The sequence below is a fragment of the Novosphingobium gossypii genome (assembly GCF_050433305.1).
GTDB classification, from domain to species: Bacteria; Pseudomonadota; Alphaproteobacteria; order Sphingomonadales; family Sphingomonadaceae; genus Novosphingobium; species Novosphingobium gossypii.
This window is the reverse complement of the sequence record NZ_JBNPXM010000007.1, coordinates 175801-198178: the sequence shown is the minus strand read 5'-3', so window position 1 is coordinate 198178 and position 22378 is coordinate 175801. Positions and strand designations below refer to the sequence as shown.

Genomic DNA, 22378 nt, shown 5'->3' with positions numbered 1-22378 from the left:
CTTCACGGCTCCCCCCGCGTCCTGTCCATCACGCCTCAGAGCGCCGCTTGCGCTCCATCCGCCCCGCCCCGACGATGCAGCAGCACCGTGCGCAGCATCGAGAGCACCTGTTCCCCGCGCTGGTTGGTCATCTCGTGGCGGAACACCACGATCCCCTGCCCCGGCCGCGACCGGCTTTCGCGCAATTCCACGACCTCGCTGGAACACGTCAGCGTATCGCCGATGAACGTCGGTTTGGGTGTCACCACCTTGTCGAAGCCCAGGTTGGCGACCAGCGTGCCCAGCGTCGTGTCGGCGATGGAAAGACCCACCGCCAGGCTGAAGGTGAAGGTCGAATTGACCAGTATCCGCCCGAACTCGCTGGCCCTGGCGGCTTCCGCGTCCAGATGCAGCGGCTGGATATTGTGCGTCATCGTCGAGAACAGCAGGTTGTCGGTCTCGGTGACGGTGCGGCTGGGCTGGTGCGTCACGCGGTCGCCCACCTGCCATTCGTCGAAGAAGCGCCCCGCCATCAGGCCGTCTCCTCGATCTGAGCCAGCAGCGCATCGACCTGCACCTGCCGCCCGGCGACGGCATCCAGCCGCGCGACGACGCCATCGAACGGCGCAACCAGCGTGTGTTCCATCTTCATCGCCTCTAGCGTCAGCAGCTTCTGCCCGCGCGTCACCGCCTGCCCTTCGGCCACATCGACGGCGATGACCTTGCCCGGCATCGGCGCCAGGATCGCGCCCGACCCATCCGCGCCGCCGTGCGTGCCATCGCGCCGCCACGGGGTCAGCAGCCACGCCCTGCCCTGTTCGGCCACCAGCACGCCGGTGGAGGGAGCGTCCGTGCCGCCCCCTGCTGCCTGCGCCCCGCCCACTTCGATTTCCACCTTCTCCCCGTCGAGCAGGAACCATGCCTTGCGGCGGGGTGGCGCATTCAGCCGCAGCCCCGGCGCGATGCCTGCAGGCGTCAGCGATGCGGCGGCGGCCTGCAGAACCGCGTCCGAAGGCATGGGATCGACGGCCAGCGCTTCCCCGTCGCGACCGATCAGCCCGGTATCGACCCTGCCCGCCGCAAAGTCCGGGTGGCGCAGTGCGTTCACCAGGAATGCGGCATTGGTGCGGACCGGCCAGACGGCCGTGTCCTCCAGCATCGCGCCCAGCCGTTCGCGCGCCTCGTCGCGGTCGTCGCCCCAGGCGATGACCTTGGCGATCATCGGGTCGTAGAAAGGCGACACTTCGGCCCCTTCATAGACGCCGGTGTCGATGCGGCCCCCTTCCGCCTCTCCGAACTGCAGCAGGTCCAGCTTGCCGATGCTGGGCATGAAGCCCTTGGCCGGGTCTTCGGCATAGAGCCGCGCTTCCATCGCCCAGCCGTCGATCGCCAGGTCGTGCTGGGCCAGCGGCAGCGGCTCTCCGCTCGCCACGCGCAGCTGCCATTCGACCAGATCGACGCCGGTGATCGCCTCGGTGACGGGATGCTCGACCTGCAGGCGGGTGTTCATCTCCATGAACCAGATCCGGTCCGCCGACAGCGCGCCCGACCCGTCGGCGATGAACTCTATCGTGCCGGCGCCGACGTAATCGACCGCCTTCGCCGCACGCACCGCAGCCGCGCACAGCGCCTCGCGCGTAGCCGCGTCCATGCCGGGGGCGGGCGCTTCCTCGATCACCTTCTGGTGGCGGCGCTGCAAGGAGCAGTCGCGCTCGAACAGGTGGACGACGTTGCCGTGGCGGTCGCCGAAGACCTGCACCTCGATGTGGCGGGGAGAGGCGATGTATTTCTCGATCAGCACATGGTCGTTGCCGAACGACGCCGCCGCCTCGCGCTTGCACGAAGCCAGCGCATCGGCGAAGGCGTCCCCGCTCTCGACCAGCCGCATGCCCTTGCCGCCGCCGCCCGCAACCGCCTTTATCAGCACCGGATAGCCGATTTTGGCGGCTTCCTGCGCAAGGAACACGGCGTCCTGATTCGCGCCCATGTAACCGGGCGTCACCGGCACTCCGGCCTGCGCCATCAGCGTCTTGGCCGCATCCTTGAGGCCCATCGCGGTGATGGAGGACGGGTCCGGCCCCACCCAGACAAGGCCCGCATCCAGCACGGCCTGCGCAAAGGCGGCGTTCTCCGACAGGAAGCCGTAACCGGGATGGATCGCCTCTGCCCCCGTGGCCCTTGCGGCGGCAAGGATCCTGTCGCCCACCAGATAGCTTTCACGCGCCGGCGATGCGCCGATGTGCACTGCCTCGTCCGCCTCGCGCACATGCAGCGCATCGGCATCGGCATCGGAATGGACCGCGATGGTGCGGATGCCCATCACCCGTGCCGTGCGGATGATCCGACAGGCAATCTCGCCACGGTTGGCGATCAGGAGCGAGGTTATCATGATGTAACTCCCATCGAACGCCGGGCCACAAAACGCCCTTTTCTTCTCCATCCGGAGAGGAGCAAGTCGGCCATCACATCCGGAACACCCCAAAGCGGGGCGCCTCCGCGATCGGCGCCTCAAGGCAGGCGGACAGCGCCAGCCCCAGCACGTCGCGGGTCTGGGCCGGGTCGATCACGCCGTCGTCCCACAATCGCGCGGTGGCGTAATAGGGGTTGCCTTCGTCCTCGTACTTCTGGCGAATGGGGGCCTTGAACGCCTCCGCCTCTTCGGCAGACCAACTGGCGGCATCGCGATGGACAGTGGCCAGCACCGATGCCGCCTGCTCCCCGCCCATCACCGAGATGCGCGCATTGGGCCAGGTGAACAGGAAACGCGGGTCGTAGGCGCGCCCGCACATGCCGTAGTTGCCCGCGCCGAACGACCCGCCGATCAGCACCGTCAGCTTGGGCACCTGCGCCGTCGCCACCGCCGTGACCAGCTTTGCGCCGTGCTTGGCGATGCCTTCGGCTTCGTACTTGCCCCCGACCATGAAGCCCGAGATGTTCTGCAGGAACAGCAGCGGAATGCGCCGCTGGCAGGCCAGTTCGATGAAGTGCGCCCCCTTCTGTGCGCTTTCTGAAAACAGCACGCCGTTGTTCGCCAGGATCGCCACCGGATGCCCGTGGATATGCGCAAAGCCGCAGACCAGCGTGGCGCCGTACAGCGCCTTGAATTCGTGAAATTCACTGCCATCGACGATGCGGGCGATCACCTCGTGCACGTCGTAGGGTGCGCGCACGTCCTCGGGGACGATGGCGTAGAGTTCCTCGGCGGCGTATTTCGGCGGGCGCGCCTCGCGCAGTTCCAGATCATGGCGGTGGGCCGGACCAAGGTGGCTGACGATGTCGCGTACGATGGTCAGCGCGTGCTCGTCATCCTCTGCCAGATGATCGACGACGCCCGACTTGCGCGCGTGCAGGTCGCCGCCGCCCAGATCCTCGGCGGTGATGACTTCCCCGGTCGCGGCCTGCACCAGCGGCGGACCGGCGAGGAAGATCGTGCCCTGCTCCTTCACGATCACCGTCTCGTCGCTCATCGCCGGGACGTAGGCGCCGCCCGCGGTGCAGATGCCCATGACGCTGGCGATCTGCGGGATGCCGCTGGCGCTCATCCGCGCCTGGTTGAAGAAGAACCGGCCGAAATGGTCGCGATCCGGGAAGACCTCCGCCTGGTTGGGCAGGTTGGCGCCCCCACTGTCGACAAGGTAGATGCACGGCAGGCGGTTGGCCTGCGCGATCTCCTGCCCGCGCAGGTGCTTCTTGACGGTCATTGGGTAGTACGTGCCGCCCTTCACCGTCGCGTCGTTGGCGAAGATCATGCACTGCCGACCGGAGACCGTGCCGATCCCGGCGATCACCCCGGCGCCGGGCACTTCGTCCCCGTACATGCCGTTCGCCGCCAGCTGGCCCACTTCCAGAAACGCCGATCCGGCATCCAGCAGCCGCTCCACCCGGTCGCGGGGCAGCAGCTTGCCGCGCGCCAGATGCCGCTCACGCGATCGTTCGTCGCCGCCCAGCGCCGCTTTCGCCACCCGTTCGCGCAACTCGGCGACCAGCGCGCGATTGTGCGCATCGTGCGCGCGGGCTTCGGGACTGTCCAGGTCAACGCTGGTCTGCAGGACCGGTGCGCTCATGCCTCTTCCTTTCGTGCAGGCCGTGCCTGTCTCTTGCTCAACTCTCTAGCGCGGGGGACGGGCGCACGGAAACGGAAAATTGCGCAGGAGTGAAATAATAAACCTGACAGCAAAGCTCGTTGCCCGATACGCGAAGACATTCCACGAACCCGCCGATTTCGCGAACCTCATGCTTGTTGCAGGCGTTAGGCCACCTTGTAACCGCTAGGAGCCGTACCTAGACCATGTCGGAAACTGCGGGCATCCATCACCGATGCCCCCCGCCCGGCAGACAACGAGGAACCACGCAAAATGGCCTATACCGACTTCCTGAAGCAGCAGTGCTACATCGACGGCGCCTGGGTCGATGCGGACGGCGGGGCCACCATCGACGTCACCGATCCCGGCACCGGCAAAGTGCTGGGCACCGTGCCCAAGGCAGGCGCCGACGAGACCAACCGCGCCATCGCCGCTGCCGAGGCTGCCCTGCCCGCCTGGCGCGCGAAGACCGCCGGGGAACGCGCCAAACTGATGCGCAAGCTGTTCGCCCTGATGATGCAGCACCAGGACGATCTGGGCGAACTGCTCAGCCGCGAACAGGGCAAACCGCTGGCCGAAGGGCGCGGCGAAATCGCCTATGGCGCCAGCTTCATCGAATGGTTCGCCGAAGAGGGCAAGCGCGCCTATGGCGACGTGATCCCCGGCCATGCCGCCGACCGCCGCATTGTCGTCATCAAGCAGGGCGTCGGCGTCGTCGCCGCGATCACGCCGTGGAACTTCCCCAATGCGATGATAACCCGCAAGCTGGGCCCGGCGCTGGCAGCGGGCTGCACCATCGTCATCAAGCCGGCGTCGGCCACGCCCTTCTCGGCGCTGGCGATCGCGCGGTTGTGCGAAATGGCGGGTATTCCCAAGGGCGTGGTCAACGTCGTCACCGGCAGCGCCGGGCAGATCGGCGGCGCGCTGACCGCCAGCCCCAAGGTCGCCAAGCTGACCTTCACCGGATCGACCGAGATCGGCCGCGACCTGCTGCGCGAATGTGCCGAAACGATCAAGAAGTGCTCGATGGAACTGGGCGGCAACGCGCCGTTCGTGGTCTTCGACGATGCCGACGTGGACGCGGCCATCGAAGGCGCGATGATCTCCAAGTTCCGCAACGGCGGCCAGACCTGCGTTTGCACCAACCGCTTCTATGTGCAGGACGGCGTCTACGACGAGTTCGTCGAGAAGCTGGCCGCGCGCGTCAGCGGCATGAAGGTGGGCTACGGCCTGGACGACGGCACCGAAGTCGGCCCGCTGATCGACGAGAAGGCAGTCGAAAAGGTGGAAGAACACCTGAAGGATGCCGTCGACGGCGGCGCCAAGGTGCTTGCAGGCGGCCAGCGCAACGAGCGCGGCGGCAGCTTCTTCAACCCCACCGTGGTCGCCGGGGTAAAACCTGACATGAAGCTGGCGCGCGAAGAGACGTTCGGCCCGCTGGCCGGCGTGATCCGCTTCACCGACGAGGCCGACGCCATCCGCATGGCCAACGACACCGAATTCGGCCTTGCCAGCTACTTCTACGCCAGCGACCTGAGCCGCGTGTGGCGCGTGGCAGAGGCGCTGGAAGCGGGCATGGTGGGCATCAACACCGGCCTCATCTCCACCGAAGTCGCGCCGTTCGGCGGCGTCAAGCAGTCGGGTCTGGGCCGCGAAGGCTCGCACTACGGCCTCGATGACTACATGGAGGTGAAGTACCTCTGCATGGGCATCAAGCCGGCCTGAATCCGCTTCGGCAGGCTTAGTGACAATGCCGCCCCGGTCAGGAAGGCCGGGGCGGCATGTGCGCTCACATCCAGGTGCGTCCGTCGGCGGCGGCGCATCCATAGGGCGGCAGCTGCGCGCCGAACCGGGATTGCAGCTTGTGGCAGCCCCAGGCCCGCAGCGGCCCCGGAGCATAGCCGTTGAGCGCAATGCCCACCTCGTCATACGGGCTTTCGGCATTCGCGACATACATGTACCAGCGGCCGCCGAACATCACCGTCACCGCGACCACGATCACGACGATAAATTGTATTACTTTCTGCACAGTTAGCCTTCTCCTGGAGGGGGAAGCCGTTGTGCATGGATCGTCCCTGCGCATCAAGGCCCCACTCACCCCAGCAGCGCCTCGATCTGGTCCACCGTCGCCTTGAAGTCCGCCACCAGCGCGCGGTACGGGTCGGGCGTGGTCATATCGAGGCCGGCCTTCTTCAGGATGTCCACCGGGTCCGCCGATCCACCCGCGCGCAGCACGTCCAGATAGAGTTCGCGCTCCGCCTTGCCGCCGTTCAGGATCGATTGCGCGAACCACGTCCCCGCCGAGATCGAAGTGGCATACTGGTAGACGTAGAACGTGCTGTAGAAGTGCGGGATATAGGCCCATTCGATCGCGTAAGGCGCGTCGATCACGAAGTTGGGGCCGTGATAGCGCTTCAGCAGGTCCAGATAGACCCGCGTCAGGCTCTCGCCCGACAGGCCGTCTCCGGCCTCGGCCATCTCGTGCATCTTCAGCTCGAACTCGGCGAACATGGCCTGGCGGAAGAACGTGCCGCGCATCCCTTCCAGCCGCATGCCGAGGTAGTAGATCTTCTCTTCCTTGGTCTTCGCCTGCTCCAGCATGTAGTGCGCCAGCAGCACTTCGTTGCAGGTGGAGGCGATCTCCGCAGTGAAGATCGGGTAGTCCGACAGTTCGTAAGGCTGCACCGAATCGGCCAGCAGCGAATGCATCGCGTGGCCCCATTCGTGGGCATAGGTGGTCATCCCGTCGTAGTTCTCGCCCAGATTCAGCAGCAGGTACGGGTGCACCCCATAGGCCGAGCCGTTCATGTAGGCGCCGGGACGCTTGCCGGGGCGCGGCCACGGATCCATCCACTTCGCCGCCGTCGCCGCGCCCAGCCGCTTGACGTAGTCGGGGCCGAGCGGCTCGACGGCCTTCAAGGTGATGTTGCGCATGTCGGTCAGGGTGAACTTGCGGTCCATGCTGACCAGCGGCGGGTAGATGTCGTAATAGTGCATGTCCGGCAGGTTCAGCATCCTGCGGCGCAGTTCGAACGAGCGGTGCAGCTGCGGCAACCCCGCATTGGTTTCCGCCACCAGCGTGCGATAGACGCCTTCAGGCACGGCGCCGGGCGCGAGCGCCATGGCAAGGCAGCTCTTGTAGTTACGGGCGCGCGCCTCGAACACGTCGCCCTTCAGCTTGGCAGCCATGGCCGCGCCCAACGAGCTTTCGAACTTGCCCATCTCGCCGAAGAAGCCGTCCATCACCGTCTTGCGGTCCGCGCGATTCGGGGCATCGCGGGTCAGCGAATAGCCCTGCGCGTCCAGCCGGGTCTTGCGCCCGTCCGAAAGCGTCACCTCGGGCCAGGGAATGTCGGAGGAGAACAACTGCTGCCGGATCGTCTCCGGCCCTGACAGCGGCGATGAAGCCGCCGCCAGCAGGGCCTCTCCCTTGGCATCCAGCGTATGTTCCGCATCGCGCATGGTCTTGCGCAGACCATAGGCGAAGCGCGTCTGCAGCGCCTTGTCGGCGGCGATGAAGCCCTCCACCTTGTCGCGGCCCAGCGCCAGCGTTTCAGGCGCAGTCCACGCGGTGGCCTCTCCGAAAGCGGCGTAAAGGTCCATGACCTGCGCATTGCGTTCCTGATTGGCCGAAACGCGCACGTCTTCGTCCGCGCGCAGCGAGGCATAGACGTAGACGCGGGCGAACGTGCGCGACACGTCGGAGATATCCTCCAGTGCCTTCCGCATCGACCCGGCGCTCTGCCCCAGCGTACCCTTGTAGGCGGACAGGCGCGGCAGCGCGGCGGCCACCTGCTTGCGAGCGGTTTCCCAGGCATCGAGGGTAGGGTAAAGATCGTTGAGATCCCACTGCGCCCCGCCGGTGGCGGCCGCCTCGGCGGCATGTGCGGTGCCCGCCAGCAGCGCAGGAAGCCCCGAAGCGAGGGGAAGCGCGGCGGCAAGGCCCAAAGCGCCGCGGCGGTCGGTTTCGATCATGGATATGTCCCTTGCATGCCGCGCCCGAAGCACGGCTCATCCCGTCGTAGCTATCGCCTTGTCGCGGGCTGGCAAGAGAAACGCCGACGCCGGTCGAGCGGCGTCGGCGGTTTATCGAAGCAGGTCTGCAACTCAGGGGGCTTCGACAAGCTCAGCCTGAGCGGATTGGAAAGCGGGGCCATGACGGACACGCTCACTATCGGAGTGGACGCCAAGGGCCATGCCCCGCTCACCCTGAACTTGGCGAAGGGTGGCCGCAGCCACCCTCCAGATCAGGCCAGCGCGGCCTTCAGCGCATCAGCCAGGTCGGTGCGTTCCCAGGGGAACAGGTCGCCTTCGGGCTGGCGGCCGAAGTGGCCGTAAGCCGCGGTCGGGCCGTAGATGGGCTTGTTCAGGCCAAGACCGACGCGGATGCCGCGCGGGGTCAGGCCGCCCAGCTTTTCTGCCGAAACCTTGGTGATCGCGGCTTCCAGCGCGGCATCGTCCACGGTGCCGGTGCCATGCGTGTCGACATAGAGCGACAGCGGCGCAGAGACGCCGATGGCGTAGGAAACCTGAATGGTGCAGCGCGTGGCAAGGCCCGCAGCGACCACGTTCTTCGCCAGATAGCGCGTCACGTAAGCAGCCGAACGGTCCACCTTGGTGGGATCCTTGCCCGAGAACGCGCCGCCGCCGTGCGGCGAAGCGCCGCCGTAAGTGTCGACGATGATCTTGCGCCCAGTCAGACCCGCGTCGCCGTCAGGGCCGCCGATTTCAAACGATCCGGTCGGGTTGATGTGGAACACCGTTTCCGCCGTCACGAACCCTTCGGGCAGCACTTCGCCGACGACCTTCTTCACGTAGGCCTTCAGTTCGGCTTCGTTTTCGCCCTTGTCGTACCCGGCGGCATGCTGGGTGGAGACGACGACGGCGGTGGCGGCAACCGGCACGCCGTTTTCAAAGCGCAGGGTGACCTGGCTCTTCGCGTCAGGCTCAAGGAACGGCGCCACGCCCGAATGGCGGTCGGCGGCCAGGCGGTGCAGGATCTTGTGGCTGTAGTCCAGCGTCGCGGGCATCAGGTCGGGCGTCTCGTCGCAGGCGAAACCGAACATGATGCCTTGGTCGCCGGCGCCTTCGTCCTTGTTGCCCGAAGCGTCGACGCCCTGCGCGATGTGCGCGGACTGGGCATGCAGGCGATTGATGAACTCGAACGTTTCCCAGTGGAAACCGTCCTGCGCGTAGCCAATCTTGCGGACAACGTCGCGCACGACCTTTTCGATTTCCTCAAGCGCGCCTTCGGCCCACTCGCCATTCTCGAACACGCCCTTGCAGCGGATTTCGCCGGCAAGAACAACGAGCTGGGTGGTCGTCAGCGTCTCGCAGGCGACGCGCGCCTCGGGGTCTTTCGACAGGAAGAGATCGACGATGGCGTCGGAAATCTGGTCGGAAACCTTGTCCGGATGCCCCTCGGAGACGCTCTCGGACGTGAACACGTAGTTGCTGCGCATGTGATCCCTTGGGATATAAAGAAAGCTTTATGTGAGCGTCTGGTTTAGCCCCGCCGACGCCCGAGCGCAACCACGCAAAGCGCAATCGCCATCAGCAATGCGGCAACCGCCAGAGGGAGAGCATTCCCTAAGCGGGCGAACGGTGTCGGCTGGTGAACCGGCGGGATCATCCCGTCGAGCCGTCCGGCACGGTGGCGCGGCACGAAGGCGCGCACGATGCCGTTCGCGTCGATGACCGCGCTGATGCCCGTGGTCGTGGCGCGCAGGACCGGCACCCCTTCCTCCATCGCGCGCAACCGCGCCTGCGCGAGATGCTGCGGTGGCCCCCAGGCGCCGAACCAGCCGTCGTTGGACGGGTTGAAGATGTAGCTGGGCCGGTTGGCAGGATCGACGACCTCGCCGCTGAAGACGATTTCGTAGCAGATCTGCACGCCGACTTTGCCATAGGCGCCGAAGTCAAGGGTGCGGGGGCCCGGACCCGGCAGGAAATCCAGCTGCCCCGCCACCAGACGGCTCAGGCCCAGCGGCTCCAGCAGCCCGCGCATCGGCAGGTATTCGCCGTAAGGCACCAGATGCGCCTTGGAATAACTGCCAACGATCGCGCCGTTCCCGTCGATGGCCGTGACCGAATTGCGCGCGGCCTTCTGCTCGTCGCCTTCCATCACGAGGTCGACCGCGCCGGTCTGCAACAGGCCGTAAGGTCCGATCACCCGGCCCAGTCGCCGACGGGCCAGCACCGGGTCGCCAGCATACGTGTAGATGCGGTAGAGGTAGGTGGGATAACCGTCGCGCAGGAAATCGCCCAGACCTGATTCGGGCCATAGAACCACGCGCCGGTCCCCCGGCAAACGCGGCAGCGACAAGGCGGCTAGGCGCTGGAAATTACGCTCGAAATAGCGGGGATCGTCGATGAATTCCTGTCGGATGTCGGGCTGCACCAGCGTGTAGCGCACGGATCCTTCAGCGGCGGACGGTCCTGGCATGTGCATGACGACGGCAAGACCGATTGCCACTACCGCCACAGAGATCGACGCAGCCGCCCTGCCCATCGAACTGCGCGCAAAGATGCCGGGCGCACCCGCCAGCAGCGCCAGCACGCCCGACAGGCCGTATGTCCCGATCCACGGTGCCAGCAGCGCCAGTCCCCGGCTTTCAAAACCACCCAGCAGCGCTATGCCTAGCGGGTTCCAGGCAAAGCCGGTGAACAGCCAGCCACGCAGCCATTCCGTGACGATCCAGCTCGCCGCAAAGGCGAGCGTGAAGGTTGCGAACACCCGCGCACCGGGCTTTCCGTCAGGACGGGTCACCAGCCATGCCGCCAGCACGGCGAAGGCGGGAAACAGCGCCAGGTAGAGCGCAAGTAGCAGCACCGCGATCATGCCCAGCCAGTGCGGCATGTTCGCCTGATAGGTGAAGGCCGTGGCGATCCAGTTGTTGCCGAGCGTGAAATAGCCCAGCCCAAAGCACCATCCCAGCGCGAAGACCTGCCGCCCGGTGCGCGCCCGGACAACCAGTTCCATCAGCCAGGCGACGGCGATCAGCGTCAGCGGCCAGAGCGCCAGTGGCTGGAACCCGCACGCAACAAGCGCGCCAGCGGCAGTCGCTGCCACGGCGCGCAAGGCAGGCCGCGGGGGCACGGCCAGGGCAAGGATTGCGGGAAAGGGCGAAGCGTACCGGTCGGACTGCATCGCGTTGGGCTTGTAGGCCCGGTCCGGCGGGATGCAAGAGCCAGTTACGGCTCAGATGCATCACGCCGGGTAAGGGTTCAGCCTTCGACCGCTTCGGTCGCGGTTTCGTCAGCGGCCTTGCGGGTGCGACGACGGCGGGGCTTTTCCTCGGGTGCCGCTTCGCCTTCGGCTGCCGGAGCGGCTTCGACCGGGGTGGCAGCCTTGGGGGTACGCTTGCGCGTCGGCTTGGCCGAGATCGCGGGAGGCAGCGTGGCGGCATCGAAGGCCGAGGCCTCTTCCGGCGCCTGAACAACGGGAGCGACATCGTCCGATGCAGCCGGAGCCGTGTCTTCGCCTTCGTCGTCGCCGCGGCGATCGCCACGCGGCTTGCGCTGCTTCAGACCACGCGATGCGCGGTTGTCACGCACAAAGGGGTTCTCGGGCGGTTCGTAGAGGTTGCGCTCACCTTCGGGCACGTCCTCACCGACAGGTTCGGGGGCGTCCTGCGCGGCCTGCTCATGCTGGCGCTGTTCGTTATGGCGCTGGTCGCGGCGGTCATCACGCTGGCGGTCGCCGCGCGGTTCACGCTGCTCCTGAGGACGGTCGCCGCGCTGTTCGTACTGGCGCGGTTCACGCTCTGCACGGGGCGCACGCTCGACCGGAGCGGCAGGCGCTTCGCCGTAAGGATCGTCGTAGGAACCGTAGTCGTCGCCGTAGTCGGCCTGACGGTGATCGTCGCGGCGCGGCTGCTGCGGCTGGCGGCCTTCTTCCTGGCGCTGCTTCTGGTCGGCGATGACGCGGAAATAGTGGTCCGCGAACTGGAGGTAATATTCCTCCGTCACGCGATCGCCGTTGAGATGCGCGTCGTGCGCCAGCTTGCGGTACTTTTCCAGAAGCTGCGGCGCATTGCCGCGTGCCCTGCTGTCGATCCGATTGGTCTGCTGGCCGCCCTGCTGGCGATTGTTACCGCGGCCACGCCGACGGTTGTTACCACGATTGTTGTTATTCAAGGGATGACTTTCCTCAAAACCCCGGCTTCAAGCCCTGGCGCGCTCCGACCCCGATTAAGTCAGAATGCCCTGCGTCACATGATCACGATCGACCCCCCGGTCGCCGTGTCTTCCCCATCTGCCCTGTCGGATGCGTTGGTGCCGCCGACCGCTTGCAAATGCTGGAGGCGAACCGGGTATGGGAAAAAATCGTCCATTCGGCCGGTTCGCCATAATCATTAGGGATTCGGACGTCCGATTCCAAGAGGAAACTTACGCGGCCTGCACGTTTGTCCCCGAAAACGCGACCACACGATCCCGCCCGCCCAGATCGCGGTGGACCGTGGACGAAAGCCCCGTTTCCGCACCGATAGCAGCGACCGCTTCAGCCTGCCGCCAGCCGATCTCCACCATCGCCACCCCGCCGGGCGCCAGCAGGCCGGGCAGCTGGGGAACGAGGGCACGGTAATCGTCGAGCCCCTCAGGCCCTGAAAACAGCGCGCCCGCAGGCTCGAACCCGCGCACCGAGGTATCGAGCCGGGCATCGTCCTCGACATAGGGCGGGTTCGTCAGGATCAGGTCGAAGCGGCCCAGATCCGCAGACCAGCCCGCCTTCGTCCAGTCCGCCAGCACCAGCCGTGCGGTGGGCGCATGGCGGGCGGCGTTGGTCTGTGCCACGGTCAGCGCATCGGGCGAGCGGTCGGTCGCGACCCCTTCGGCCTCGGGCCAGAGCGACAGCGCCGCCAGCAGCAGCGCGCCGGTGCCGGTGCCAAGGTCGAGGATGCGCGCGGGCGGACGGTCCGTCAGAGCCCGCCGTGCGGCCTCGACCAGCGTTTCGGTATCCCCGCGCGGGATCAGCGTGGCAGGGGTGACGTCGAGTTCCAGACCGTAGAATTCGGCCTTGCCGGTGATGTAGGCGACAGGTTCATGCGCTGCGCGCCGATCCACCAGAGCGGCGAACCCAGCGGGCGCGGGTTCGCGCATCCAACTGAGCAGCAGCTGCGAGCGGGTGACTCCCAGCACATGGGCCATCAGGACTTCTGCGTCGAGGCGGGCGGTGTCGCTGGTTTCGGCGAGGCGCAGGGCTGCGTCGCGGATGGCTTCGGCGACGGTGATGGCGATGGCGTCAGCCATCCATCGCCGCCAGCCGCTTTGCCTCGTCCTCGGCGATGAGCGCGTCGACCAGTTCGGCAAGGCCGGTGCCTTCCAGCACTTCGGGCAGGCGATGCAGCGTCAGGTTGATGCGGTGGTCGGTCACGCGCCCCTGTGGGAAGTTGTAGGTGCGGATGCGCTCCGACCGGTCGCCTGAACCGACCATCGCCTTGCGCGCCTCGGCCTCTGCCCCCTGCGCTTCGTCGCGCATCTTTTCATAGAGGCGCGCGCGCAGCACCTGCATGGCCTTGGCCTTGTTCTTGTGCTGGCTGCGCTCGTCCTGGCAGGTTACCACGATGCCGCTGGGCAGGTGCGTGATGCGGACTGCCGAATCGGTGGTGTTGACGTGCTGCCCGCCCGCGCCCGACGCGCGGTAGATGTCGATCTTGAGGTCCTTGTCCTCGATCTGGACATCGACCTCCGTGGGTTCGGGCAGCACCGCCACGGTGGCCGCAGAGGTATGGATGCGGCCGCCAGATTCGGTCACGGGCACGCGCTGGACGCGGTGGACGCCGCTTTCGAACTTCAGCTTGGCGAACACGCCCGATCCGGTGACGTTGGCCACCACTTCCTTGAAGCCGCCGACATCGCTGGCATTGGCGCTGACCATCTCGACCCGCCAGCCCTGCTCGGCGGCGTACTTTTCGTACATGCGGTAAAGGTCGGCGGCGAACAGCGCGGCCTCGTCGCCACCGGTGCCGGCGCGGATTTCCAGCATCGCCGGGCGCACGTCCGCCGCATCGCGCGGCAGCATGGCGATGGCCAGGCGGCGCTCGGCTTCGGGCAGTTCGGCCTTCAGGCGCGCCGCTTCCTCTGCGGCAAGGGCGCGCATCTCGGGGTCCGGGTCTTCGAGGCCGAGCAGCGATTCCAGTTCGCCGCGCATGGAGACGACTCGCGCAGCGGCCCGCGCCACCGGTTCAAGCTCTGCATAATCGCGGCTGGCGGCGACGAATGCCTCGCCTTCCAGCGTGCCGGACGCAAGGCGCGCCTCCAGTTCAGCAAGGCGACCGCCGAGCTGCGCAAGGCGAATGTCGGATATGCTCACGGCTGGACGGTCACCAGCACCTGCTCCACCGCCAATCGAGCAGGCGTGGTTTCGCCGGCGCGCAGGTTGGCGACGGGCGCGCCGTCCTTGACCACGAACGAGACGATCGCCTTCGCGTTCGACTTCACCGCCTTGTCGAAGCGCTTGCGCGGGGATCCGGTGGCGATGATTTCGGCGTCGATGCCCTGGTGGCGCAGCGCTGTCAGCGTCTTGAGCGCGAAGCCCAAAGCGGCGTCGTCCTCCACCGCCAGCATCGCCGTCAGCGGCGCCTCGGCGGTCTGTCCGGCATCGGCTACCAGCATCGCCAGCCGCTCGATCCCTGCCGCCCAGCCGACCGCCGGGGTTTCCGGACCGCCCAGCGCGACCATCAGGCCGTCATAGCGCCCACCGCCCAGCACCGTGCCCTGCGCGCCAAGGCGGTCGGTCACGAACTCGAAAGCGGTGTGGCGATAGTAGTCCAGCCCTCGCACCAGCGCTTCGGCGCGGGTCCAGGCGACGCCCGCTGCATCGAGACCGGAGGTGACCGCGCCGAAGAAGTCCTGCGCCTCTGCCGACAGGTAATCGTCGATCTTCGGCGCATCGGCAGTGAAGGGCTTGTCGCGCGGATCCTTGGAATCGAGGATGCGCAGCGGGTTGCGCTCAAGCCGGTCCTGCGAATCCTCGGACAGCGAATCGCGGTGCGCGCTGAAATATTCGACCAGCGCAGCGCGCCATGCCTCGCGGCTTTCGCCGTCACCCAGCGTGTTCAGCTGCAACGTCACGCCATCGGCGATGCCGAGTTCCTTGAGCAGCTGATCGGCCATCACCAGCAGCTCCACGTCCGCCATCGGCTCTGCCGCGCCGATCACTTCGGCGTCGATCTGGTGGAACTGGCGATAGCGGCCCTTCTGCGGGCGTTCGTAACGGAACAGCGGCCCATGCGTCGCCACCTTGAGCGGGGCGAACTGCTTCCAGCCGTCGGTCAGGTAGGCGCGGGCGATGCCAGCGGTGAATTCAGGCCGCAGCGTCAGCGATTCGCCACCGCGATCCTCGAAAGAATACATTTCCTTGGATACCACGTCGGTCGTCTCGCCCAGCGAGCGGGAGAACACGGCGGTCTTCTCGAACACCGGCATCTCCACACGGCGGAAGCGGTACAGCTTGCGCACGCGCTCGAACGTCTCGACGACGTGGGCGAAAGCCTCGGCGTCGGCGCCGAAGATGTCCTGGGTTCCGCGAATGGCCTGTGGTGTGGTGTTCATCCGCGCGCGTCTAGCCGCAATGGCGCTATCCGTGAAGTGGTCCCGCCAATTTGAGCTTATTGGATGGTTGCCAAACCGGGCAACAAGCGCAAAGACCTGCGTAATGAAGACTCTGCTCAAGGGCGCGACCCTGCTCACCACCCCCCTGCTGCTGTCGACTTCGGCCTTTGCGCAGGATGCCACCCGTTCCACCCCCATGGCGCCCCCGCTGCCGCCGGAGATGCCAGCGGCCAGGGACGTGCCCTATGCCGGGCCAATCGACCTCACGATCGACGCCACCGACATCACGCGCGGCGTCTACCGCGTGACGCAGCAGATCCCGGTGGCGACCGGTGCCCGCGACCTCATCCTGCTTCAGGCGGGCTGGCTGCCGGGCAACCATTCGGAAACCGGCCCTTACGCACTGCTGGCGGACATTCACTTCTACGCCGACGGTAAGGAAATCCCGTGGGTGCGTGACACCGTGGCGGTAAACGCCTTCCACCTCGCCCTGCCCGAGGGAACCAGGACGGTCACCGCCAAGTTCGTCCACACCTCGCCGCTGCAAAGCACCGAAGGCCGTATCACGATGACGCAGGAGATGCTCAATCTCCAGTGGGAGAAGATGAGCCTTTACCCGGCGGGCTATTACACGCGCGGCATCCAGTACAAGCCGACCGTCACCTTCCCGCGCGGCTGGCAGGTCTTCACCGCGCTCGACGGGTTCCAGCGCGCCGGAGACACGGTGACGTGGAACACCATCGACTTTGAGCGGCTGGTCGATTCGCCGGTGTTCGCCGGCATCCATGCGCAGCGCTGGGATCTGGGCAAGAACGTGTTCATGGACGTCGTCGCCGACGAGCCGGACCTGCTGAAGATCAAGCCGGAGCACCTCCAGACATATCGCAACCTGGTGACCGAATCGCTGGCCACGTTCGGGTCGCGCCACTTCGACCATTACGATTTTCTCCTTGCCCTTACCGACCGTATGGGCGGCATCGGGCTGGAGCATCATCGCTCCAGTGAAAACCAGCAGGAACCCAAGTCGTGGACCGACTGGGACACGATGGGCTGGGACCGTAACGTCATCTCGCATGAATTCGTGCACAGCTGGAACGGCAAGTTCCGCCGCGGCGCCGATGCCTGGACGCCGGACTACCAGCAGCCGATGCAGAACACGATGCTGTGGGTCTACGAAGGCCAGACGCAGTTCTGGGGCTATGTCCTGGCCGCGCGTTCGGGCGTCCAGTCGCGTGACATGGTCACGGCGATGTTCGCCACCGCCGCAGCCAAGTATGCCGAAGGCACGCCGGGCCGCGCCTGGCGCTCGGTCGAGGATACGGTGAATGCGCCGCAGCTGGTCCGCCGCCGTCCCCTGCCCTACACCTCGCTCACCCGTTCGGAAGACTACTACGTCGAAGGCGCGCTGGTCTGGCTGGAAGCCGACCAGATCATCCGCAAGGGGACGAACGGCGCCAGAGGGCTGGACGATTTCGCCAAGGCCTTCTTCGGCATCCGTGACGGCGACTGGGGCGAAGTGACTTACACTTTCGACGACGTGGCAAAGACGCTGAACGGCATCTACGCCTATGACTGGGCCACCTTCCTGCGCACCCGCCTGTACGACACCAACCAGCCGGCACCGCTCAACGGCGTGCAGATGGGCGGCTACAAGCTGGTCTGGAAGGACAAGCAGAACCCCTATGAAAAGGGCATCGCCGACGATCGCAAGACGCTCGACCTGACCTATTCGCTGGGCGTCACGCTGAACAAGGATGGCGACGTCACCGCCACCCTGTGGGATGGCCCGGCCTACAACGCCGGTATCGTCAACGCGGTGAAGATCGTGGCCGTGGGCGGGCGTGCCTATTCGTCCGACGTGATGAAGGACGCCATCACCGCTGCAAAGGACGGCAAGACCCCGCTCAGCCTGCTGGTGAAGCGTGGCGAACGCTACCAGACGGTGTCCATCGACTACCACGGCGGCCTGCGCTACCCGTGGCTGGAAAGCACGACGCCGGGCAAGACCAACGGCTTCGACAGACTGCTGGCGCCGCGCGGCAAGTAAGCCGCACCGGACGCAATTACCCCTGTCCGGCCCCGGCTTGAGGGCCGGACAGGGGTAATTGCGTCGACTTTGGCGTAAACTCCCTCCAATAGTCCGAAATGGCTGTTGCGACGCAATAAACGCGACGCTAAGCCCGCGCGAACCGTGCTTCCCAGGCACGACGACGAACAGCGCCAGAATAAAGAAGGACCATTATGCGCATCGACATGATTCCCGTCGGCGACAATCCGCCCGAGAGCCTGAACGTCATCATCGAAGTCCCCGTCGGCGGCGAGCCGGTGAAGTATGAATTCGACAAGGATTCGGGCGCGCTGTTCGTCGATCGCATCCTGCACACGCCGATGCGCTACCCCGCGAACTACGGTTTCGTGCCGCACACCCTTTCGCCCGATGGCGACCCGCTCGACGCGCTGGTCGTGGCGCGTTCGCCCTTCATTCCGGGCTGCGTGGTCAAGGTTCGCCCGATCGCCGTCCTCAACCTTGAAGACGAGCATGGCGGCGACGAAAAGCTCCTCTGCGTGCCGATCAACTCGACCTTCCCGTACTATTCGCACGTCAACGAGAAGGAAGACCTGCCCGACATCGTCTACCAGCAGGTCGAGCACTTCTTCACCCACTACAAGGATCTGGAGAAGGAAAAGTGGGTGCGCGTCGGCACCTGGGGCACCGCCGAGGATGCCCGCCGAATCGTGATCGAGGCGATCGAGCGCTACGAGGCCGACAAGAAGGCCTGATCCAAGGTTTACGATCCACTTCCCCATGTGGACAGGGGCCGGCGGCGCAAGCTGTCGGCCCCTTTTTCATGGCCTGAAGCGAACGCTCCCCGTTGCCGGGCACGATCGTGAAAAATCCCATCGGTGAACGCAGTGCCATCGACAATCCGCCTGCCGGGCGCGTATCGTGATCGCCAGCCAAGCACCCGATGCCGACGCGCACCAATGAAGGAACCGATGACTTACCAGACGCTGATCGCGGTCGACGCGCTCAAGGACATGCTTGCATCGGGTGCGGACGTGATCATTTTCGATTGCGAATTCGAACTGGGCGCGCCGGACAAGGGCGCGGAGATCTACGCGCGGGGGCACATTCCCGGCGCCCGTTACGCGCATCTGGACAATGACCTTGCATCGCCATCCGACGGCACCAATGGACGGCACCCGTTGCCGGCGCCGGTGGCTTTCGCAGCGTGGTTGCGGGCGCAGGGCCTTCGCCGGGACCAGCAGGTCGTTGCGTACGACAGTCACGGCGGGGCCTGGGCCGCACGTCTGTGGTGGCTGCTGCGCTGGCTGGGGCATGGGCCCGTCACCGTACTCGACGGCGGCAGGCAGGCCTGGGTGGCTGCCGGACTGCCGCTGGAGGCCGGAACGCCCGTTGCCGCCGTACCGGGCGATTTCGAGGTGGCGGACAGTCTGGTTCCGGCACCGGTCCGTGCCGCCGACGTGCTCACCAACATCGACACGGGTAAGGCTCAGGTGCTCGACGCCCGTGATCCGTCGCGCTTCGCCGGCGAGCCTAACCCGATAGATCCGGTCGCCGGCCACATTCCCGGCGCGCGCAATCGCTTCTTTCGCGACAACCTCGGCGCGGATGGCCGTTTCCGACCCGCCGATGACCTTGCCGCCGATTTCAACGCCCTGCTGCAGGGCGCATCCGCCATCCTGCAGTGCGGATCGGGCGTCACCGCCTGCCACAATGCGCTGGCGATGGCGGTGGCCAGGGTGCCCGCAGGCCGCCTTTACCCCGGTTCGTGGAGCGAATGGATCAGCGACCCTGCCCGCCCGGTTGCGACGGGCAGGGACTGAACGGTCACGGACGGACGCGACGGGCGCTCACTTCGCCAGTTCGGCCTCGATCGCCTCGACCAGTGCAGGATCCCTGGGCTCTACGCCCGGCGCGAAGCGGGCGACGACAGAGCCGTCGCGGGCGATGAGGAACTTCTCGAAGTTCCACAGCACTTCGGGGTCTTCGGTCGGCGTCATGCCGAAGCCCTTCAGCTTGTCACGAAACTCCTGCGCCGGCCCCTGCTTAGTGGGCTGCGCCTGGGTCAGCGCGGTGTAGAGCGGCTGCCTTGCCTCTCCGGTGACGTCTGCCTTGGCGAACAGCGGGAACGAGACGCCATAGTTGATCGAGCAGAACTCGGCGATTTCCTCATGCGTGCCCGGCTCCTGCGCGCCGAAGTCGTTGGCGGGGAAGCCCAGCACTTCGAAGCCCTGCCCCTTGTACGCCTCGTATATGGCCTCAAGCCCTTCGTACTGCGGGGTGAGGCCGCACTTGGAGGCCACGTTGACCACCAGCAGGACATTGCCCGCGTGGTCGCCAAGCGTGTCGGGCTTGCCGTCGATGCGGGTCAGCGGGATGGAAGCGAAGTCGGCCATGCGGGAAGTCTCCGGAAAAAGGTGTCGCAAAACTATGGGGCGGTCCGGCCAGACCGGCAAGCGCGCAAGGCGCGCGGGCGGGCCGGCCTGAGCGAATGCACCGAATCAGGCGCGCCGGTAATCGGCGGTGACGTCACCGGACTCGGCCAGTTCGGCCTCGTGACTTTCCTCGCGCCAGGTTTCGGCAAGGGCTTCCTCCTCCCACTGGCGCATCGCCGGGTGGGCCAGCATCGCATCCACCCACGCGTGGCCGCCGCCGACGTCGAGGCCGTAGGTGCGGATGCGAAAGGCCACGGGCGCATAGAACGCATCGACCGCACTAAACTCCGCCCCTGCCAGCCAGGGTCCGCCGAAGCGCTCCAGCCCTTCCTCGAACAATTCGCGGATGCGGTGGACTTCACGCACCAGAGCACCGCTCATCGGGCGCAGCTTCACGCGGACGCCAACGTTCATCGTGCAGGCGCTGCGCAGGGCCGGGAACCCCGCGTGCATCTCGCACACCGCGCTTTGTGCAAAGGCGCGGGCCTCAGCGTCCTGCGGCCAGACGGCCGGATGACGGTCAGCAAGGTAAAGCGCGATGCCCAGCGAGTCCCACACCGTGCGATCGCCATCGATCAGCGCAGGCACCTGTCCAGTGGGAGAGAAGCTGCGGAAGGCGTCGTAATTCACCGGCATGGTGAACGGCTCAAGCTCGTCCTCGAACGGAATGGCGAGCGCCTTCATCAGCACCCAGGGGCGCAGCGACCAGCTGGAATAGTTCCGGTTCGCGGTGATGAGGGTGTAAGTCATGGAAGGTTCCCTGCGAATATCGCGCCGGGAATACCGCGAAGTTGCCACCGTGGCGAGGGGTGAACCGCCGCCCCGGACCCGATCCGGGACGACGGTTTCCGATCAGCTTATGTAATGCGCCGAGGTCTTGGCGGCGACTTCCTCGGCCGTCACGCCGGGCGCCAGTTCGATCAGCCGGAACGGGCTGTCATGGTCCGGGCGCTGGAACACGGCGAGGTCGGTGATGACCATGTCCACCACGTTGGTCCCTGTCAGCGGCAGCGTGCAGGCGGGGATGAACTTGGGATCGCCGTTCTTGGACGTGTGTTCCATCACCACGATGATCTTCTTCACGCCGGCAACGAGGTCCATCGCGCCGCCCATGCCCTTGATCATCTTGCCGGGGATCATCCAGTTGGCGATGTCACCGTTTTCCGCCACTTCCATCGCGCCCAGCACGGTCAGGTCGATGTGCCCGCCGCGGATCATGCCAAAGCTGGTGGCGCTGTCGAAATAAGCGGAGTGCGGCAGTTCGCTGATGGTCTGCTTGCCCGCGTTGATGAGGTCGGCATCGACTTCGTCCGCATAGGGGAACGGACCGATGCCGAGCATGCCGTTTTCGCTCTGCAGGGTGACTGTAATGTCTTCGGGCACGTAGTTCGCCACCAGTGTGGGGATGCCGATGCCCAGATTCACGTAGAACCCGTCCTGCAGTTCCTTCGCGGCGCGCGCGGCCATTTCGTTGCGGTTCCAGCCTTTGGATTCCTGGGCCATTACGCGCTCTCCCTTTCACGGGTGGTCGTGAACTCGATCTTCTTGTCGTAAGGCGCGCCCACGACGATGCGCTGGACGAAGACGCCCGGCAGATGGATCGCATCGGGATCCAGGGTGCCAACCGGCACGATCTCCTCCACCTCGACGATGCAGACCTTGCCGCAGGTAGCGGCGGGCACGTTGAAGTTGCGCGCCGTCTTGCGGAACACGACGTTGCCGGTTTCGTCAGCCTTCCACGCCTTGACGATGGACAGGTCGGCGAAGATCCCTTCCTCCAGGATGTAGTCTTCGCCCCGGAAGCTCTTCACTTCCTTGCCCTCGGCCACCTGCGTGCCAACACCGGTCTTGGTATAGAAGCCCGGAATGCCCGCGCCACCGGCCCGCATGCGCTCGGCCAGTGTGCCCTGGGGGCAGAACTCGACCTCAAGTTCTCCGGCAAGGAACTGGCGCTCGAACTCCTTGTTCTCGCCCACGTAGGACGAGATCATCTTCTTCACCTGCTTCGTGCGCAGCAGCTTGCCGATGCCTTCGTTGTCGATACCGGCATTGTTGGAGGCGAACGTCAGGCCAGTGACGCCCGAATCGCGAATAGCGTCGAGCAGCCGTTCGGGGATGCCGCAAAGCCCGAAACCGCCGCTAGCGATCAGCAGGCCGTCCTTAAGCACGCCGTCCAGCGCGGCCTGCGCGCTGGGATAGATCTTCTTCATCGAGGCCGATCCTCTTTGTAGTTTCTGCGGGAGGCTAGACAGCTTATCCCATCACGAATAGCGATTGTTTTTTATCGGTTCCAATATGCA

General features: G+C 65.9%; 19 protein-coding genes. 4 read left to right on the top strand and 15 right to left on the bottom strand.

Annotated elements, in window-relative coordinates:
* Positions 1-35: 35 nt before the first annotated feature.
* The 3 genes from GGR40_RS14610 to GGR40_RS14600 all read right to left on the bottom strand — a co-directional run bounded on the left by GGR40_RS14610 (position 36) and on the right by GGR40_RS14600 (position 4043).
* Positions 36-512: a MaoC family dehydratase gene (locus GGR40_RS14610; RefSeq protein WP_429276984.1), complete on the bottom strand. Its 477-nt coding sequence runs from the start codon at positions 510-512 to the stop codon at positions 36-38.
* The gene (locus GGR40_RS14605; RefSeq protein WP_429276983.1) at positions 512-2368 is read right to left on the bottom strand and encodes an ATP-binding protein; all 1857 of its coding nucleotides are present in this window, start codon (positions 2366-2368) and stop codon (positions 512-514) included. Before GGR40_RS14605 ends, GGR40_RS14610 begins: the two co-directional genes overlap by 1 nt.
* Positions 2369-2441: 73 nt before the next feature.
* Positions 2442-4043: a carboxyl transferase domain-containing protein gene (locus GGR40_RS14600; protein ID WP_429276982.1), complete on the bottom strand. Its 1602-nt coding sequence runs from the start codon at positions 4041-4043 to the stop codon at positions 2442-2444.
* Positions 4044-4334: 291 nt separating this feature from the next.
* Between GGR40_RS14600 and GGR40_RS14595 the strand changes: the two genes are divergently transcribed.
* Positions 4335-5786, top strand: coding sequence for an NAD-dependent succinate-semialdehyde dehydrogenase (locus tag GGR40_RS14595; protein WP_429276981.1), 1452 nt, complete (start codon positions 4335-4337; stop codon positions 5784-5786).
* Between the two features lie 64 nt (positions 5787-5850).
* Here GGR40_RS14595 and GGR40_RS14590 read toward each other — a convergent pair whose 3' ends face one another.
* The 8 genes from GGR40_RS14590 to hisS all read right to left on the bottom strand — a co-directional run bounded on the left by GGR40_RS14590 (position 5851) and on the right by hisS (position 15617).
* Positions 5851-6090 carry a hypothetical protein gene (locus GGR40_RS14590; protein ID WP_429276980.1) on the bottom strand — a complete coding sequence of 80 codons (240 nt, stop codon included), beginning with the start codon at positions 6088-6090 and terminating at the stop codon, positions 5851-5853.
* 65 nt (positions 6091-6155) lie between these two features.
* Positions 6156-8036, bottom strand: a complete 1881-nt coding sequence (gene pepF / locus GGR40_RS14585; RefSeq protein ID WP_429276979.1) for an oligoendopeptidase F — start codon at positions 8034-8036, stop codon at positions 6156-6158.
* A gap of 272 nt (positions 8037-8308) precedes the next feature.
* Positions 8309-9523, bottom strand: a complete 1215-nt coding sequence (metK, locus tag GGR40_RS14580; protein ID WP_429276978.1) for a methionine adenosyltransferase — start codon at positions 9521-9523, stop codon at positions 8309-8311.
* Positions 9524-9567: 44 nt separating this feature from the next.
* Positions 9568-11211: an apolipoprotein N-acyltransferase gene (gene lnt, locus GGR40_RS14575; RefSeq protein WP_429276977.1), complete on the bottom strand. Its 1644-nt coding sequence runs from the start codon at positions 11209-11211 to the stop codon at positions 9568-9570.
* A gap of 77 nt (positions 11212-11288) precedes the next feature.
* Positions 11289-12200 (bottom strand): DUF4167 domain-containing protein, encoded by a 912-nt coding sequence (locus GGR40_RS14570; protein ID WP_429276976.1) that lies wholly within the window; start codon positions 12198-12200, stop codon positions 11289-11291.
* Positions 12201-12452: 252 nt separating this feature from the next.
* On the bottom strand, positions 12453-13313 hold the full coding sequence (prmC, locus tag GGR40_RS14565; protein ID WP_429276975.1) for a peptide chain release factor N(5)-glutamine methyltransferase: 861 nt from the start codon (positions 13311-13313) through the stop codon (positions 12453-12455).
* Positions 13306-14376, bottom strand: a complete 1071-nt coding sequence (gene prfA / locus GGR40_RS14560; RefSeq protein WP_429276974.1) for a peptide chain release factor 1 — start codon at positions 14374-14376, stop codon at positions 13306-13308. The genes prmC and prfA overlap by 8 nt, the downstream gene beginning before the upstream one ends.
* A complete protein-coding gene (gene hisS / locus GGR40_RS14555) occupies positions 14373-15617 on the bottom strand; it encodes a histidine--tRNA ligase (RefSeq protein ID WP_429276973.1) in 1245 nt (414 codons plus the stop codon). The genes prfA and hisS overlap by 4 nt, the downstream gene beginning before the upstream one ends.
* A gap of 103 nt (positions 15618-15720) precedes the next feature.
* Between hisS and GGR40_RS14550 the strand changes: the two genes are divergently transcribed.
* The 3 genes from GGR40_RS14550 (at position 15721) to GGR40_RS14540 (ending at position 19466) form a co-directional block, all read left to right on the top strand.
* On the top strand, positions 15721-17664 hold the full coding sequence (locus GGR40_RS14550) for a M61 family metallopeptidase (protein WP_429276972.1): 1944 nt from the start codon (positions 15721-15723) through the stop codon (positions 17662-17664).
* A 194-nt stretch (positions 17665-17858) separates the two neighbouring features.
* The gene (gene ppa, locus GGR40_RS14545; RefSeq protein WP_429276971.1) at positions 17859-18398 is read left to right on the top strand and encodes an inorganic diphosphatase; all 540 of its coding nucleotides are present in this window, start codon (positions 17859-17861) and stop codon (positions 18396-18398) included.
* A 204-nt stretch (positions 18399-18602) separates the two neighbouring features.
* On the top strand, positions 18603-19466 hold the full coding sequence (locus GGR40_RS14540) for a sulfurtransferase (RefSeq protein WP_429276970.1): 864 nt from the start codon (positions 18603-18605) through the stop codon (positions 19464-19466).
* A gap of 27 nt (positions 19467-19493) precedes the next feature.
* On the opposite strand, the gene GGR40_RS14535 is transcribed toward GGR40_RS14540, so the two are convergent.
* The 4 genes from GGR40_RS14535 to GGR40_RS14520 form a co-directional block, all read right to left on the bottom strand.
* Entirely contained in the window at positions 19494-20039 is a 546-nt protein-coding gene (locus tag GGR40_RS14535) for a glutathione peroxidase (RefSeq protein WP_429276969.1), read from the bottom strand.
* Positions 20040-20144: 105 nt separating this feature from the next.
* The gene (locus tag GGR40_RS14530) at positions 20145-20828 is read right to left on the bottom strand and encodes a glutathione S-transferase family protein (RefSeq protein WP_429276968.1); all 684 of its coding nucleotides are present in this window, start codon (positions 20826-20828) and stop codon (positions 20145-20147) included.
* A gap of 102 nt (positions 20829-20930) precedes the next feature.
* A complete protein-coding gene (locus GGR40_RS14525; protein ID WP_429276967.1) occupies positions 20931-21581 on the bottom strand; it encodes a CoA transferase subunit B in 651 nt (216 codons plus the stop codon).
* Positions 21581-22288 carry a CoA transferase subunit A gene (locus GGR40_RS14520; protein WP_429276966.1) on the bottom strand — a complete coding sequence of 236 codons (708 nt, stop codon included), beginning with the start codon at positions 22286-22288 and terminating at the stop codon, positions 21581-21583. Before GGR40_RS14520 ends, GGR40_RS14525 begins: the two co-directional genes overlap by 1 nt.
* Positions 22289-22378: the final 90 nt, after the last annotated feature.

Coding starts and splice junctions, on each gene's coding strand:
- GGR40_RS14610 (WP_429276984.1), bottom strand. CDS start 512: ATGGCGGGGCGCTTCTTCGACGAATGGCAGGTGGGCGACCGCGTGACG.
- GGR40_RS14605 (WP_429276983.1), bottom strand. CDS start 2,368: ATGATAACCTCGCTCCTGATCGCCAACCGTGGCGAGATTGCCTGTCGG.
- GGR40_RS14600 (WP_429276982.1), bottom strand. CDS start 4,043: ATGAGCGCACCGGTCCTGCAGACCAGCGTTGACCTGGACAGTCCCGAA.
- GGR40_RS14595 (WP_429276981.1), top strand. CDS start 4,335: ATGGCCTATACCGACTTCCTGAAGCAGCAGTGCTACATCGACGGCGCC.
- pepF (WP_429276979.1), bottom strand. CDS start 8,036: ATGATCGAAACCGACCGCCGCGGCGCTTTGGGCCTTGCCGCCGCGCTT.
- metK (WP_429276978.1), bottom strand. CDS start 9,523: ATGCGCAGCAACTACGTGTTCACGTCCGAGAGCGTCTCCGAGGGGCAT.
- lnt (WP_429276977.1), bottom strand. CDS start 11,211: ATGCAGTCCGACCGGTACGCTTCGCCCTTTCCCGCAATCCTTGCCCTG.
- prmC (WP_429276975.1), bottom strand. CDS start 13,313: ATGGCTGACGCCATCGCCATCACCGTCGCCGAAGCCATCCGCGACGCA.
- hisS (WP_429276973.1), bottom strand. CDS start 15,617: ATGAACACCACACCACAGGCCATTCGCGGAACCCAGGACATCTTCGGC.
- GGR40_RS14550 (WP_429276972.1), top strand. CDS start 15,721: ATGAAGACTCTGCTCAAGGGCGCGACCCTGCTCACCACCCCCCTGCTG.
- ppa (WP_429276971.1), top strand. CDS start 17,859: ATGCGCATCGACATGATTCCCGTCGGCGACAATCCGCCCGAGAGCCTG.
- GGR40_RS14540 (WP_429276970.1), top strand. CDS start 18,603: ATGAAGGAACCGATGACTTACCAGACGCTGATCGCGGTCGACGCGCTC.
- GGR40_RS14535 (WP_429276969.1), bottom strand. CDS start 20,039: ATGGCCGACTTCGCTTCCATCCCGCTGACCCGCATCGACGGCAAGCCC.
- GGR40_RS14530 (WP_429276968.1), bottom strand. CDS start 20,828: ATGACTTACACCCTCATCACCGCGAACCGGAACTATTCCAGCTGGTCG.
- GGR40_RS14525 (WP_429276967.1), bottom strand. CDS start 21,581: ATGGCCCAGGAATCCAAAGGCTGGAACCGCAACGAAATGGCCGCGCGC.
- GGR40_RS14520 (WP_429276966.1), bottom strand. CDS start 22,288: ATGAAGAAGATCTATCCCAGCGCGCAGGCCGCGCTGGACGGCGTGCTT.